The sequence below is a fragment of the Nocardia sp. NBC_01499 genome (assembly GCF_045040275.1).
In the GTDB taxonomy this organism is placed as follows: Bacteria; Actinomycetota; Actinomycetes; order Mycobacteriales; family Mycobacteriaceae; genus Nocardia.
In genome coordinates this window covers 420,014-434,317 of record NZ_CP109426.1, presented here as the reverse complement: position 1 = coordinate 434,317, position 14,304 = coordinate 420,014, and the positions used below count along the sequence as shown (strand labels likewise).

Below are 14,304 nucleotides of genomic sequence, written 5' to 3'. Positions count from 1 at the left end.
CCGCCCGAGGGGGCGCCGCAGCCAGTTCCCGCTGATCATGGACGCGGCGGAATCCGGGCCGATAGCAATCGCCACCGAAGTGTGACGCCTACGTGGTGGGCTGCGGGTCAGGCCCTTGTACTGGAACATGTCGGGGTGGATTCGGATCAGGTCGGCACGCGTGCCAGGGAACTTGCGGTGATGCTCGGTGTGCGGGTGCCGCGCGTGAAGCTGGGGAGACTTCCGCGGAAATGGTTTCCCGGTGGGGTGTGGGTTCGGATTCTTGTCGTGCGGCCGTACATTGTGATCGGTCCGGCGTTCGCTGAGCTTTCCGCGCGCGAGCAGGACGGTGAACTTGCGCGAGCTGTGGTGCATGCGGATCTTTTGCGTGATGGCGCGCCCAAACTCGTGGCGGTTGGGTCGCCGATTTCACTGCTGATCGGTGGGCTCTTTGGGATGTTGCTGGTGGCAGCCGAGGCGCCGATGTTGGCGGGTCTCCTGGTGCTCGCTGTGGTGGGGGTGATTGTCGCCGCCGCGGCGCAGCTGATGTGGGAGCGACGCATCGTATTCCGGTCGGACCGAAAGGTCGCGGAGGTACTCGGGCTGCCGGTAATGAACACGGCCCTGTCCCTCAGCCGCCGGGTGCGATACAAGCGGCGCGGCCTGATCGGCATCTTCTTCAGCCTCTGCGTGCCCAACGAGGCCAGGCGAACCGACGCCCTGTCCGACCTCGCCACTGAATCAGATCCTCGGCACGACGACCAAAGTTGGTTCGCCGAGCCATATGTCGGCGGCTGGTGATCGAACCGCACCGGCAACCATGCGAACCCGGATGATGAGACGGTGGACGATCTCCTGGAGCACGGACAGCGCCGATTCCGCGTAATGGCATACGACGACGCGATACACGACGACGCATGGGCTGTTGAACTCGCCGAGCTCGTGGACGGCGAACTGGGTCCGAGCATCGTGACGGTGCTGTTCCCGAGCGACGAAACACCCCGCGAACCACGGGTTCTGGTAAGCCAAGGTGATCTGCCCCTGCCGGTGCTGCAAACCTTTCTGGCCGTCGTCGATCGCGAGAGCCGCCGTATCCAACAACCACCACCTTTGCACTGAAACCCGCCGAGCCTTGCGGACGAACACTTTCGCCTAGAGGTGCGGGCGCTATCGATCACTATCCCGAATACCGCACCGCTCAAACCTCGTTGGCGCAGCGACCGTCAACTGTCCGCACCGCTACTTCGGAACCGCACCGGTTGTGGGCGTCCAGAAAGGCGCCGATCCGCCACATTGGACCGAGGGGCGCGATGCTGTCGATCGCTATCCCGAATACCGCACCGCGCGGACCTTGTTGGCGCGGCTACCGTCAAGGATCCGCACCAGTTTCCGCGGACGATCACTTTGCTCCGAGGGTGCGGACGCCATTGATCGCTATGCCGAATACCGCACCGCTCGGGTCTCGGCGGCGCGGCTACTGTCAAGGATCGCACCAGTTTCCGCAGACGATCACTTTGCTCCCACGGTCGTCATCGCGGCGATCAACGAGTGGCTTCCATGACATCCGAAACTGGCCCAAGCAGACTTCGCAACCACTGATGCCCCGGATCCATGTCGTGCACCGGGTGCCACCAGAATGCCTCAATCAGCGGCACGGCGTCGAACGGGCAGTCGAGCACCCGGATGCCAGGGCCCGCAGCCGCCGCGAGGCGGCAGGAACGATGGCGATCGTGTCCGTTTCCGGCAGTAACCAGAACACCACGAGAAACGACTCCGCGGTGGCCGCTATCCGCGGCCTGACACCGAGGAGTTCCATCTGCCGCCACCCAGGAGAACGGCCGAGATAGTTGGCGAACGTGGCCACCCACGGCATCCGACTCGGGTCGTCCATGGTCAGCAGGTCGCCGACGAACCGATTGTCAGCGGCTACCACACACACCCAGCGATCGGCGTACAGGTCGTGGTGCCGGGCCGAGCCAAGGAACCCGTGGGGCAGCAACACCCCGTCGACGGTGCGTAGGTAGTCGTCCTCGTCGTCGAGCAGCCGCGGAGTTGCCGGCGTGAATCGCAGGCTCACGTCAGGCGCGGCGTTCCGGACCAGCCGGAGAAGCGCCGCGCCTGCGGTACCGATGCCGTTGTCGGACGAGACGATGGTGAACGTCCGTGTGCTGGTGCGCGGGTCGAAGGCGGTTTCGGCCGCGAACGTGCGCTCGACGGCCGCGACCGCGGCGGAGGCCAGCGGGCGCAGCCGTTCCGCGAACGGTGTCAGCCGATAGTGATTGCCAGCCCGTTCGAGCAACGGGTCTCCGAAGTGCTTGCGTAACTGGCTCAACGCCTTCGACAGTGTCGGCTGGGTCCTCCGCAACAGGACGGCAGCGCCGGTCACGCTGCGCGCGTCCAGCAGGGCGTGCAACGCCTGCAGATGCGTGGAATCCAGCCCGAACGATAGCAGCGCGTCGTTGCGCCGCTGGTCTCCACTGTCCGGTTGATGCGGGGCGAACACGACATCACCATAGCCAGGAGGAATGTTGACCATGCCTAATATGCTCTACGTTTTGGATCTCTCCCAGCGCACGATCGAGGTGAACCCCGCCTCGCCGTGCTGAAGGAGCGATCGTGTGCCACCCCGTCATCGATGTCCACGCCCATCTGTGGGCCGCCGAAATCGAGTCGGCCACCGATGCATTGCCCGGTCGCGCCGAACAGCGCCGCCTGGAGCACCGGCGGCTGGGCGACGTGTCCGCCGACGTCGGCGCCAGCCAGTTGCGCAGCCGTCTTCCGCTCCTGGTCGATGTCGACCACTCGAAGTCGGTGACGGCGCCAAGCCCGGCACTCACGTCGGGCCACTGGTCACGAGCCGGCAGCGGCAACGCGTGCTCGACTACCTCGACATCGGCAGCGCCGAAGGCGCCGTACTCGCCGCGCAGGCCGACCTGCCGCGTGACCCGACGCTGTCCGACGGCTACTTCGTGCGGCCGACACTGCTCACCGAGGTGACGCCCGACATGAGGGTGGCCAACGAGGAGATCTTCGGACCGGTCGTCACCATGATCAGGTTCAGCACGGAGGAGCAGGCGGTCCGTATCGCCAACGGCACACCATTCGGACTGGTCGCCGGTGTGTTCAGCGCCGACACGGAACGCGTGCTGCGGGTGGCCAACGCGGTCCGTGCCGGTCAGGTGTTCGTCAACCATTACAACCGCGCGGCGGTCGGCGTTCCGTTCGGCGGAGTCGGTGCCAGCGGCTACGGACGCGAGCACGCCCGGGAAACCCTGCACGAATACGGCTACAGCAAGAGCCTGCGCATCCCCAATGGACTCGGACCGATACCCCGCTGGCAGCCCTCACTCGACATCACCCGGCCCGACGAAGACAGGAAGCCCTCATGACCGCCACCGGCTGGATCGATATCCACGCGCACTTCTCCACACCGTCCACCGACGAGCAGCGGCACGCGGCGTGGGAAGCGATGCACAAGCTGGGCTTCATGGCACCGCACCCCCACGTCTGGACACCCGAAACGGCCCTCGCGTCGATGGACCGCGCCGGTGTCGCCATGCAGCTGCTGAGCAACGTCCCGCACACTCACGCAGCGCTGCGCGATGCCAACACCTACGGCGCCACGCTTGTCGCCGACCACCCCTCGCGGTTCGGATTGCTCGCCGCGCTGCCGACCGACGACCCGGACGCCGCACTGGCGGAACTCGACCATGCCGACGGTGAACTGTCCGCGGATGGCTGGGCGGTCAGCACCACCTATGCCGGCGTCAACCTTTCCAGCCCGTCACTCGAACCGGTGTGGGCCGAGCTCGACCGGCGGCACGCAACCGTGTTCGTTCATCCGGACACCACGACCCTGCCGCAGCTGGGGTTGCCAACGCCCCTGGTGGAGGTCGCGTTCGACACCGCCCGGACGGTGGTGGCGATGATGTACGGAGGGGTGTTCCACCGGCACCCGAACATCCGTTTCGTACTGGCCCACTGCGGCGGCGCTCTGCCTGGGCTGTCCGGGCGGATAGGTCTGCTCGGCACCGAAGCCTGGGTTCCAGGTGCGGCCGGGATCACCCCCGACGAGATCCGCGCACAGCTGGGTCGCCTCTACCTCGACACCGCCGCTTCCGGCACCGACGCCAACATCGCCGCCGCGCTAACGATGGTGCCAGCCGACCACATCGTCTACGGCACCGACTCCGGCGTTCCCTGCAGCACCGAGGACACCATCGCCGCCAACATCGCCGCGTTGCGCGACTCGACGGTCCTCGATGGCGCACAGGTCGACCACATCGGCAGCCGCGCCTTCGACTTGGTCCCCTCGGCAGCCCACCGTCACGGCGGTGGGGACCCGAGGACCACTTCGCCTGCCCGATGAAAGCTCGCCGTGCGCTTCGCAGGCGCTACCAGTGATCAGCCTCAGTCAACGAATGGCGCCTCGTTTATGAAACAGACCCTAGGGCGCGGCCGCCGTCGACTACGAGGCGTTGGCCGGTGATGAAAGATGTTGGGGGTGCGGCGAAGAAGCTGACGGCGGTGGCGATGTCGTCGGGGGTTCCCATGCGACCGGCGGGGACGGTGGCGAGGTAGGTGGCGCGGATGGAGTCGGGGACATCGGCGTGGCGTTCGACGGGGATGAAGCCCGGGGCGACCGTGTTGACTGTGATGCCGAAGGGTGCGAGTTCACGGGCCCAGCTGCGGGTCAGGCCGATCTGGGCGTTTTTGGCGGTGGCGTAGGCGGAGCGGCCCGGTGGTGGGCGGTCGGCTACTTCGGAGTCGATGTGCACGATTCGGCCGTAGTGACGTTCCTGCATGCCGGGGATTATCTGGTTGCCGAGCAGGACCGGGCTCTTGACGAAGAAGTCCAGTTGCGCAAGGTGATCCGACCACGTGACGTCGGTCAGCGGCGCATCGGGTTGGGGCCCGGTCGCATTGAGGACCAGCACGTCGACCGGGCCGAGGCGGTCGGTGATCGCGGCGACAAGTCCGCGCACCTGACGTTCGTCGGTGACATCGGCCGAAATCGGTTCGGCGACACCGCCGTTGTCGCGGATCGTGCGAACAACCGCGTGCGTCTTCTCGTCGTCATGCAAACCATTGACCACGACGGCCAACCCGTCAGCGGCAAGCCGCCGCGCGATCGCGCTACCCAACCCCCGCGAACTCCCCGTCACCAACGCGACCCGTCGCTGCGACACCACCACGCATCCGATCATTCCATGACCACGCGGCAAATCCATTGGTAGCGAAGCATTCCACGATCGTGCCGCCCTGCCCGCATGGATTCTGGGTCAGCAACGCACCCTGACACTGTGTACGACCCCGACCGCGGCCAACTCGTTGGCGGCGAGCCATCTCGTGATCGCGTTGTCTGAATCTTCACGGACCAACGCGACCGGGCGGAGACGATCCGCACAGACGTGAGCAGGCGGAAGGTCTCCGGTAGCAGTAGTTCTCGGCGTTGGGACGGATCTGGAAATGCGGCACCCGATCGGCGATCGACTCCGCGGCACCGGCCACCAGCAGCACGAGCGCAGATCTCGGGTGAGTGCTTCGTAGGTACCCGACGAGCATCCGCACCCTTTCTCGAACGCCACCCACTGCGGGCCGACGAAACGGTGCGAATCCCGAGAAGGGCGCGGATGTCGCCAAATACCGGCCCCCATTCAAGATCATGGGGAACTGGTGGCGGAGCTCTCTCGAACTTTTCCGCCACCAGTTCCCCATGATCTTGATCGCTCCCCGAACGTGAACAACCCCACGGGCACCACCGTGTCGAGAACCTCTCTCGCGGGATCCGCAATGCCCAGACGGGGTGCGAACCCCGAGAAACGCTACGGCTGTCGCCAACGGCGGCCCCATCCAAGATCAACGGGACACATGCGCGACCAGCGGGACATGATGGCGGGCTCACCCGCACGCACGACCAACGGGACATAGCGGCGGGCTCACCCGCACGCACGACCAACGGGACATAGCGGCGGGGCTACTCGCATATCGGCGCCACCATGTCCCGTTGATCATGAACGCGACTCACAGTCCGGCGAGGGTATAGCCGTCGATGCTGGAGCGGGACGCGGTCAGTGCAGGTACGAGGCGCCGTTGACGTTGAGGACGGAGCCGGAGGTCCAGGTTGCCTCGGGTGAGGCGAGATACCTTACGGCGGAGGCGATTTCGGCGGGCGCCGCGACCCGGCCGAAGGGGCTCTGCGCGCGGACCTCGTCGGTGACGCGGTGGGCGACTCGGTCGGTCGCGACGAAGCCGGGCGCGACGGAGGCGACCGCGATTCCGTGCGGCGCCAACTCGACAGCCAGTGACTGGCCAAGCGCGTGCACGGCGGCCTTGCTTGCACCGTAGGCGGTGTACTCGGGTTCACCGCGGAATGCGCCGCGTGAACCGATGTTCACGATTCGCCCCGCGATGCCCTTGTCGATCATGTGCCTGGCAACGCAGTAGGACATGTTGGCGGTCCCGAACACGTTGACGCCCACGGTCTCTCGCCACGCCCGCTGCCACTCGGCGTAGCCAGTATCCGCCACCGGGTGCGCGATATTGACGGCGGCATTGTTGACAAGCACGTCAATTGTGCCGAGTCCCTCGACAGCCGCCTCGACGATCCCCGCGACGGCATCTGCGGATCCGATGTCCCCGCTGACGAGCACGTGCCCTTCACCCGGCAGTCCGCGCAAGGTCTCCTCGCCGTCGTCGCGCCGCGACGAGTAGTGCACCGCCACCCGATCACCGATCTCCGCGAACGCCAAGGCAACTGCCCGCCCGATCCCCCGCGAAGCCCCTGTCACCAACACACCCCGACTCATTCTGTAACCACCATGCCGCAAGTCTGCCATCGTCGGCTTGGTCTCACGTCGGGGGGAGGCGTCGATCACCCGTTCTCAGCGGTAGCGGGGGGCGGTGATGTGCCACTCGGCACCCCCGCCCATCCATGCGCGCACACCGTTCAGGAAGCGCTGCAACTCCGGTAACGGGACCTCCCGCATGCGTCGGTGACCGTCGCGGAAGTCGCGCACGAGCTGGTTGTGCAGTTCGACCGTGATCTCGGTCGCGTCGGACAGCGAACAGTGTCGGTCGGCCGCGATCTGTAACACCATGTTGGGCAACGGTTTCGCGTCGGCGGCATCCTTGGTCACCGAAACGAGGTCGTTGAGTACCACCGACGCCAGGCCGGCCTGATTAGCCAATCGCCGCACGTCCGGGTCGTAGAAAACGTTGGCGGGCAATTCATATCCGCCGACCGGGTCGACGAGTGTCATGGAGGTGAAGAAGCTGTCGTGCTGGCGGGCGGCCAGGTACTCCCATGCTGGGGGGTAATTCTCGGTATGCCGCCAGGCGGCGTAGGCCGTCCACGACACGAACATCGCGAAGCTGGCGTAGCAGGCACGCTGCACCTGGGCGGGGGTGCCACGCTCGGCCAGGTATCGCACTCCCGACTGCAACGCCGCGAGCACCGGTTCGGATCGGATCCGCTCTGCCAGCGGAGGGTCGAATTCACCTACGGGCGCAAGGGGATCCAACGCCATCATGGCCACCATCAGTCGCGGCGGCAGCTTTTCCGGCAGCGCGCCCTTGTCGGTGTCGTCGGCGTAGCGGTCATCGGCGGCCCACCAGGCGGCGTTGAGCCAGGCCGCGATCATCAACTGATCCGGATCGTCGGAATCCGGGTGGGCGAGCATCGCGAGGCGACCGAACCCGTTGTCGCGCAACTCTTCGGACCCCTGCTTGTCGAATCCGCACTCGGTTCCCCATTCGCCCACCCGCGCGTCGAGCAGATCGCCGAGCGCAGTATCGATCCGCTCCGGAGCGGGAAGGTACAGCGGCGGTCCCGACCCATCACCCCACGACCGATCGACGTACCCCTCATCCAGTTCGTCGTCGAACACCTCCGGCAGCGTGGACTGGAATGCCCGCGCTGCCGAAGTGCCAAGGCCTTTCGGCAGCGTGGACAGGAATGCACGTGCGGCCGAAGTGCTCCTCGGCCCGATGGATTGTTCGTACGGAGTCGGCGACATCGGCGTGCCCGAATCATGGACGGGCGCGAATTCTCTAGCGCTCATGGAAGATTCCCCTCATCCTCGGTCGAACAACGCACCCGAAACGGTAGACGCTGACCACCGATACCGCGGCGTCCCGGCAAACATCTGGTTCCATCCCGGCGTGGCGACCGACCGGGGCGTGTCATCACGTTTGCCCCATGGGCTGACGCACTGTTGCCGAGATTCGCGATCGCAAACGCTTACCGACACCGCACCTCAGGCTACGAGCGCCCGCGCGACAAGGTCCGCGAGTACGCGCCTTTGCAAAGCCTGGGAAGCATCGCACGCCGGACCGAACCCCTCCCGGTGGCGGGCGGGCCCGCTTCAGGATTCCGGGCCGATCCCGAACGTTGAGTTGGAAGTCGGCGGGAATCTCCTATTCGGCGACGACGGCACCGGTGTGCAGCGCGATCCCGGACTGGGCGGGGACGTCGGCGTGGAGTAGGCCGGTGTTGTCGATCTCGTAGGCCGGGCCGGTGCAGGTTCCCGACTGGACAACACCGTGCAGCACGTCGCAGTAGCGGCCCGGGGGTAGCGAGGTGTGATAAGCGCGGTCGGTGGCCGGGGAGTCTTCGCCGTTGAGGATGAGGTATCCGTCTGTGCCGCGACCGAAGGCGATGAGGTTGGCGCCGTTGTCGGACCAGTCGACTACCGGTTGACCTTGCACCTGCTGATGGAAGGCGACCATGGCACCGATGCCGGGCCACGCGTGTTCACACAGCCAGTGGCCGTCGCCGCACGTGGCGTCGATGGTGCGGCCGAGCGGGTCGGAGGGTGATGGCTCGTCGTAGGTGCTGAATGCGTAGCCGCTGAGCACTTTTGGGCGGCCGTAGGGCCAGGCGAGCATGAACGCGTTGGCCAGGGTGTATCGCTCGCCGTCGGCGTAGGTCAGGGTGGATCCGTTGTGTTCGGTGTCGTGGTTGGCCACGAACACCACGGTCTTGTCCGACGGTAAGGCCGAGCTGAAGGTGCGCAGCCAGGCGAGTCGTCCGTGCCGGAAGATCTGGCTCAGGGTTCCGGCGTAGCGCAGATCCATGACGGCGCCGGTGGCCAGGTACTCCTCGGGTTGCACGGCTTCGCCCCAGCCGTAGATGACTTCCTGGTAGACGTAGGCCGGTCGGGTCAGTCGCTGCTCGATGGCCGCGAGGTCGTCGGGGGGAATGTATTTGGCCGAGTCGACGCGGAACCCGTCGACGCCGAGGGAGAGCAGGTCGTTGAGGTAGGCGGCGATCCGATCCCGGACCGAGTCGTCTTCGGTCGCCACGTCTGCCCCGTTGAACGACTGACAGTTGAACACCTGGGCGCGGTCATGCAGATCTTCGACGGCATCACCCGGTGTTCCGCAATGGTGGAAGTCGCGATCGGTGTAGGGCACCGCCGGATACCAGTAGTGGCAATACGGCGTACCCGCGCTGCCGATGCCGCACCCGGTCGTCGCGGACATGTTGTTGATCACCGCGTCGATGTAGACCCGGACACCCGATTCATGGCAGCTGCGGACCATCGACGCCAGCTCATCGCGCGTGCCGAAGCGACTCTCCAGCTTGTGGGACACCGCGGAGTAGCTCTGCCACCACGGAAAACCCTTCTCCGGCAACAGCGAATGCTCCTCCGGCGGCGAGGTCTGCACGGCGCCGTAACCCAGCTTGCCGAGCGTCGCCTGGCATTCATGGCCGATCGATCGCCAGTTCCAGCCGAACATCTGCGCGATCACGTCACGCCCGCCTGGCTCCTCTGCCGAAGCCTGGGCCGGGACCGTGACCCATGTCGTCGTTACCGCAGTGATCAGCGCGAACACCCATACGCGGGACATGGGGCGACTGTAACCGAGGGTGCGTTACCTCGGGTTCGGCACGCCGGAGCGACAAGTCGACGGAAGCAGGCGGCCGATGAGGGTCGATTTGCCGTCGTCGACGCTGCCCGCCGTAGCCAGGAGCATCGCGACGGTGTGTCAGATACTCGCTACTGCGGCACGTTCGCGGCGAGGAAGGCCAGCAACAGGTCGATAGTTCGTTGCGGGTCTTCGAGCATCGGCGTGTGGCCTACTCCAGGGAGTATGTTGATGCGCACGCCCGGGATGATCCGGTATTCCTCGGCCGCGGCGGTTCGCACGCGCCGATCGTCGCTGCCGAAGACCACCAGGACGGGGCGATCCAGGGCGGCCAGGCGATCGGGCAGCGTCCGCTCAGTGATGTATCGGCGAGCTTGCTTGGGCGACAAGGTGAATGAGCGGTAGGTCATGCCCCGCACGCCGCCGATGAGAGTGTCGGGTATGTCGAAGTCGCGGCTGAAGGCCGTGTCCAGTCCCGCTCGGATACGGTCGTCGGTGCGGAATCGCCACAGCAGCTGGCCGAGAACGGGCACTGGAACGAGCCGGGGAATCAGCGCCTGCCGGATGGGGGCGCCGGGGCTCGGCGCTGAGTCGATGAGTGCCAGCGCGGTCACCAGGCCGGGTCGTTGCTCGGCCAATGCGGTGGCGACCATACCGCCCATCGAGTGCGCGATGATGGTGGCGCGGGAGACGCCGAGTTTGTCCAAGACGTCGCCAGATCGCCGCGCCTGGGCCGGAACATCGTATCTCGCAATGGGTTTCGCGGAACGCCCGTGACCGAGCAGATCGATGCGGAACACGCGGTACCGCACGGCGAGGGCCGGGACGATCGGATCCCACCACGCTGTCGAACTGGCGTTGCCGTGGATGAGTAGCAGCGCGGGGGCATCGCTTGGTCCGTCTTCGACGATATGCAGATCACCGTCCGGGAGCCGGACGGTGCGCTCGCCGGTCGCGGCCGCCGTATCTCGTGACGCCAGGACCGTGTTCACCGCGAGCGCGGCAACGATCGCCTTCACCGGGCTGGCGACAATCCCCCATGGCTTGCGCTTTTGACGTCTGACGACACCGCCCGACCCGGTCTCCTCGGACATGCAGCCTCCCTGCTCGCCTCCACCGCACAGTACTGGCCAACGCCGCCCGGGCGGATGCCACACCGAACGGGACATCACGGCGAGCCCACTCGCGATTCACCGCCGCCATGTCCCGTGCGATGCTCAGGCGGATGTAGTGCCCGGCGGTGCGGCGTATGTACTCGGGGACATCCAGCAACGCGGTCGCGGCAGACGTGGTCAGCGAGCTGGTCCGCATCGCGCTCTCGGATGCGCCAGCCGTGCTCGGTTGGCAAGCGTGGCGGGAATTCGAAGCCCGCTACGGCCTGATCGCCGCCCTGCTCGAAAACGCCCGCGCCGACGGCTCGATGACGGGTGGCTCGGGGGTGATGGCTCGAGTGTTGAACGATCCCACTGCTACTTGCCAGCCCTTGGCCGAATCTCGTTGGGCAGACTTGTCGGCTCAACCGTCTGAGCCGGGGCGGCGTTCACCGGAACTCGACCGTACCGATCTTGGCGAATTGCATGGAATAGTTGGCCATCTCCTGACAAATCGCCCAGTGACGTGGTCCCTTTCACATGGCAACGTCACTGACCGTGAGAATTGCGGCGCGGCGTCTCGGACGGTCGGAACAACAGGGGAGGCGGCGCGTCGAGCGCCGAAATGGTTGGGCGGCAACGGTGGTGATGACGGTGGTTGCCGCCGGTCTCGTGCCGCCGGGGCTGGCGGCGGCCGCCGATGAACCGCCCGTCTCGGTGGCGACGGATCGCCAGGAGCAGCCGGTCGCGACCCGCGACGGAATCGCGGTGTCCTACGTCAGCTTCCGGCTGCCGTTGCCCGCCAATGCGCCCGCGCATTCGGAGGCCTGCGATCGCACCGGCTACCTGCGCTATCGACCGGTGGACGGGCCGCAGAACTCGCGTGATGCCGACGCGGTGGTCGTGCAACAGCAGGGATTGGCCGGTGGCGCAGTCAATTCCGAGGGCGTCGCCGGCAACACAGTACGTTCGGCGAAGACCCTCGGCCGCAATATCGAGTTCTGGTCGCTGGCACGGCGCGGCGCCTGCTTGGATGAGACAGCGGGCTTCGACTACGCCCTGAAGACCGGGAACTACCTGGACGCGGTCGACTACTACTTCAACGGCAAGCCGATCGACGGACAGACGTTCCCCGGTTTCAAGACCTCGCAGGACCTGCCGATTCTCGATTCGATCGGCGTGGAGCGGGTGATCAGGGACCAGTACGAGATCATGCTGCACGAGATGCCGGATCAGGCCGAGCGGCAACGCAAGTACGTCTGCACCGGCATTTCGATGGGCGGAATGGTCACCGGGTTCTTCTCGGACTGGGATTTCGACGGCAACCCGGCCACCCAGGCCGACGCGGGCTACAACCAGTGCGCCGCGTTCGCCGCCCAGGATTCGATGGTGTCCTCGGATCCGGCCGCCATCCAGAACACGCCGTTCTTCCACGATCTCACCGACGCCATCATGGGCCCGACGAACAATGTGCTGAAGGCCGGTTTCGACAGCGGTGTGCTGCCGATGCGCACGCTCGGTCCCGTTCCGGTGATCGGCACCAAGGCAATGATGCTCTACCGGCTGGCCGGGCTCGCCGCGCATCTCGCGCCCGACGAGGAAAGCCAGTTGCTCGCCCACATCCACGATCCCGAGGTCGAGGCGACGCTGAGCACCATGTTCGGCCAGAGCTGGGCGGCGGTGGCGACCGGCGGCGCGGACGGTGAGGGCACCATCCGCGACTACCACTTCACCAACACGGCGCTGCTGGGCACGTTCATCGACAACAACTCCGGCAACTTCGCGTTGCTGCAGCAGGGTGTCGGCGCGCTGTCCGGCGGTCCGGTGCAGGAGAAGACGTTCCCGAACGGCGGTGGGGCAACGCAGATTCCGGTGCTCGGCAACTATCTGCGGATCAGCGCGGGGCCGCAGACGCGTGTCGCGCCGACCGATCGGACCGCGCTCTACACGTGGCGCAACTACAACGACGTCGTCGGTGTGCCGTGGACCTCGCCGAATCGGGAGACCTCCGACATTCGCGAGGTGGCAAGGCAATTGGGCACCGGCGCGCCAACGGCGTACTGGGAGACCTACTTTCCGTTGCGGATGATCATCGATCTCGGTGCGGGGATGACCGGAGCGCGCAGCGGCGACATGGTCAATCTGCGCTACCACAACATGAGCCGCACCAAGCCGAACTTCATCGCCTACGCGGGCGACAGCGTCGTGCAGTACGGGGTCGGTACGTGGGTCCCCACCGGAGCGACCGCGCAGGTGGAGACCCTGCCTGGCTACACCCACATCGACACCATCGGCGCGGCCGCGGTGCAGAACAACGGTAAGCCCGACTACAGCGGGCAGTATCTTGCCGAATTCATCAGGGGCCTCACCTAATTCGTCAGTGCCCGGGTGGGCGGTGACGCCGGGCGAGCTTTCCTCTCATCAGGTCGCCCGGTGAACGTCCTTGGCGGCGGCGTGGGCAGCGCCGCCGCCAACGGACATTCACCGCGCGCCGATCATTCAGCCGAGTACTTCACGCAGCCGGACGACGAAAGCGGCTGGGTCCTCGACGAATCCGGTGTGGGCGCCCGGGAACAGGGTGGGTTCGAGGCCGAGTTGCGCGGCCAGCGCGCGCGTCGTGTGGTCGCAGAACTGGTTCGCCGACTCGGCGCCGATCCCGGCCACCACGCGCACCGGTGTCGTGCGCAGTGCCGCGAGATCCGGCTCCCACCAAGCGGTTCCGTCGATCTCGTGCAGGTACCAGAAGCGTTCGCTAGCCACCTGTGCCGGATCGCGGTCGCCGCCGAACATCTGCTCGAGCATCAGCTCCGGCATCTGAATGTTGGCGTTGGCGAAGAACTTTCGCCACGCGCCGAGGGTGTCGCCACTGGCGTAGGTGGTGACGAGATCCGCTGTCTGTACCCGCAATTCGTCGCGGTTGTCGAGCAGCTGGTTCAGCGGTGGCTCGTGCGCGATCGCGGTGCTGACCAGTTCCGGGTTGGCCTGTACCAGCGCCAGGATGGTGACCGCGCCGCCGCTGGAACCGAGGACAACGGCCGGGCCCGCGTCGAGATGGGTCAGGATCCGGGCCAGGTCGTCGGCGCGCAGTTGCGGAGTGGAGTCCTGTTCGGGGTCGTCGAGCACGCTGCCCATGTGCCCGCGCGGGTCCATGGTGAGCACGGTGTGGTCGGTGGCGAGCAGCTCGGCCGCCGGAGCGAACGCGGCGGCGTTCATCGGCGCGCCGACCATGGCGATCAGCGGTCCGCTGCCGCGTACCTCGTAGTACAGGCGGGCGCCGGGAACGTCGAGGGTGTGGGCGGCGACCGACGAGGTCTGGGTCATGAGTTCTCCTTGGGAGGGTGCTACGTGCTCCTCTCTGTCG

General features: G+C 66.3%; 13 protein-coding genes and 1 pseudogene. 6 read left to right on the top strand and 8 right to left on the bottom strand.

Going from position 1 to position 14,304, the window contains the following annotated elements; genetic code table 11:
• Positions 1-189: 189 nt before the first annotated feature.
• A complete protein-coding gene (locus OG203_RS01945) occupies positions 190-780 on the top strand; it encodes a hypothetical protein (protein ID WP_405163910.1) in 591 nt (196 codons plus the stop codon).
• A gap of 42 nt (positions 781-822) precedes the next feature.
• Positions 823-1,098: a hypothetical protein gene (locus OG203_RS01940; protein ID WP_405163909.1), complete on the top strand. Its 276-nt coding sequence runs from the start codon at positions 823-825 to the stop codon at positions 1,096-1,098.
• A 526-nt stretch (positions 1,099-1,624) separates the two neighbouring features.
• On the opposite strand, the gene OG203_RS01935 is transcribed toward OG203_RS01940, so the two are convergent.
• On the bottom strand, positions 1,625-2,515 hold the full coding sequence (locus OG203_RS01935) for a LysR family transcriptional regulator (protein WP_405163908.1): 891 nt from the start codon (positions 2,513-2,515) through the stop codon (positions 1,625-1,627).
• An 82-nt stretch (positions 2,516-2,597) separates the two neighbouring features.
• On the opposite strand from OG203_RS01935, the gene OG203_RS01930 reads away from it, so the two are divergent.
• Entirely contained in the window at positions 2,598-3,368 is a 771-nt protein-coding gene (locus tag OG203_RS01930; RefSeq protein WP_405163907.1) for an aldehyde dehydrogenase family protein, read from the top strand.
• Positions 3,365-4,348: an amidohydrolase family protein gene (locus OG203_RS01925; RefSeq protein WP_405163906.1), complete on the top strand. Its 984-nt coding sequence runs from the start codon at positions 3,365-3,367 to the stop codon at positions 4,346-4,348. The genes OG203_RS01930 and OG203_RS01925 overlap by 4 nt, the downstream gene beginning before the upstream one ends.
• Before the next feature lie 64 nt (positions 4,349-4,412).
• Here OG203_RS01925 and OG203_RS01920 read toward each other — a convergent pair whose 3' ends face one another.
• From OG203_RS01920 to OG203_RS01895, 6 genes and pseudogenes are all read right to left on the bottom strand, one after another.
• Positions 4,413-5,174 carry an SDR family NAD(P)-dependent oxidoreductase gene (locus tag OG203_RS01920; RefSeq protein WP_405163905.1) on the bottom strand — a complete coding sequence of 254 codons (762 nt, stop codon included), beginning with the start codon at positions 5,172-5,174 and terminating at the stop codon, positions 4,413-4,415.
• Between the two features lie 876 nt (positions 5,175-6,050).
• Positions 6,051-6,770 carry an SDR family NAD(P)-dependent oxidoreductase gene (locus OG203_RS01915; protein ID WP_405163904.1) on the bottom strand — a complete coding sequence of 240 codons (720 nt, stop codon included), beginning with the start codon at positions 6,768-6,770 and terminating at the stop codon, positions 6,051-6,053.
• A 93-nt stretch (positions 6,771-6,863) separates the two neighbouring features.
• The gene (locus OG203_RS01910) at positions 6,864-8,042 is read right to left on the bottom strand and encodes a family 2 encapsulin nanocompartment cargo protein terpene cyclase (RefSeq protein WP_405163903.1); all 1,179 of its coding nucleotides are present in this window, start codon (positions 8,040-8,042) and stop codon (positions 6,864-6,866) included.
• 355 nt (positions 8,043-8,397) lie between these two features.
• Positions 8,398-9,834 carry an alpha-amylase family protein gene (locus OG203_RS01905; protein ID WP_405163902.1) on the bottom strand — a complete coding sequence of 479 codons (1,437 nt, stop codon included), beginning with the start codon at positions 9,832-9,834 and terminating at the stop codon, positions 8,398-8,400.
• 63 nt (positions 9,835-9,897) lie between these two features.
• A pseudogene (locus OG203_RS01900) lies at positions 9,898-9,960 on the bottom strand (hypothetical protein); the annotation flags it as partial.
• Positions 9,961-9,983: 23 nt separating this feature from the next.
• Positions 9,984-10,946 carry an alpha/beta fold hydrolase gene (locus tag OG203_RS01895; protein ID WP_405163901.1) on the bottom strand — a complete coding sequence of 321 codons (963 nt, stop codon included), beginning with the start codon at positions 10,944-10,946 and terminating at the stop codon, positions 9,984-9,986.
• A gap of 155 nt (positions 10,947-11,101) precedes the next feature.
• On the opposite strand from OG203_RS01895, the gene OG203_RS01890 reads away from it, so the two are divergent.
• Together OG203_RS01890 and OG203_RS01885 are read left to right on the top strand one after the other, a co-directional pair.
• The gene (locus OG203_RS01890; protein ID WP_405163900.1) at positions 11,102-11,647 is read left to right on the top strand and encodes a hypothetical protein; all 546 of its coding nucleotides are present in this window, start codon (positions 11,102-11,104) and stop codon (positions 11,645-11,647) included.
• Entirely contained in the window at positions 11,592-13,316 is a 1,725-nt protein-coding gene (locus tag OG203_RS01885) for a hypothetical protein (RefSeq protein WP_405163899.1), read from the top strand. Before OG203_RS01890 ends, OG203_RS01885 begins: the two co-directional genes overlap by 56 nt.
• A 126-nt stretch (positions 13,317-13,442) precedes the next feature.
• On the opposite strand, the gene OG203_RS01880 is transcribed toward OG203_RS01885, so the two are convergent.
• Positions 13,443-14,264 (bottom strand): alpha/beta fold hydrolase, encoded by an 822-nt coding sequence (locus OG203_RS01880; RefSeq protein ID WP_405163898.1) that lies wholly within the window; start codon positions 14,262-14,264, stop codon positions 13,443-13,445.
• Positions 14,265-14,304: the final 40 nt, after the last annotated feature.

What these genes read in the sequence shown, in the direction of transcription:
- OG203_RS01935 (WP_405163908.1), bottom strand. Translation starts at nt 2,515, where the DNA reads ATGGTCAACATTCCTCCTGGCTATGGTGATGTCGTGTTCGCCCCGCAT.
- OG203_RS01925 (WP_405163906.1), top strand. Translation starts at nt 3,365, where the DNA reads ATGACCGCCACCGGCTGGATCGATATCCACGCGCACTTCTCCACACCG.
- OG203_RS01910 (WP_405163903.1), bottom strand. Translation starts at nt 8,042, where the DNA reads ATGAGCGCTAGAGAATTCGCGCCCGTCCATGATTCGGGCACGCCGATG.
- OG203_RS01905 (WP_405163902.1), bottom strand. Translation starts at nt 9,834, where the DNA reads ATGTCCCGCGTATGGGTGTTCGCGCTGATCACTGCGGTAACGACGACA.
- OG203_RS01895 (WP_405163901.1), bottom strand. Translation starts at nt 10,946, where the DNA reads ATGTCCGAGGAGACCGGGTCGGGCGGTGTCGTCAGACGTCAAAAGCGC.
- OG203_RS01890 (WP_405163900.1), top strand. Translation starts at nt 11,102, where the DNA reads ATGTACTCGGGGACATCCAGCAACGCGGTCGCGGCAGACGTGGTCAGC.
- OG203_RS01885 (WP_405163899.1), top strand. Translation starts at nt 11,592, where the DNA reads ATGACGGTGGTTGCCGCCGGTCTCGTGCCGCCGGGGCTGGCGGCGGCC.
- OG203_RS01880 (WP_405163898.1), bottom strand. Translation starts at nt 14,264, where the DNA reads ATGACCCAGACCTCGTCGGTCGCCGCCCACACCCTCGACGTTCCCGGC.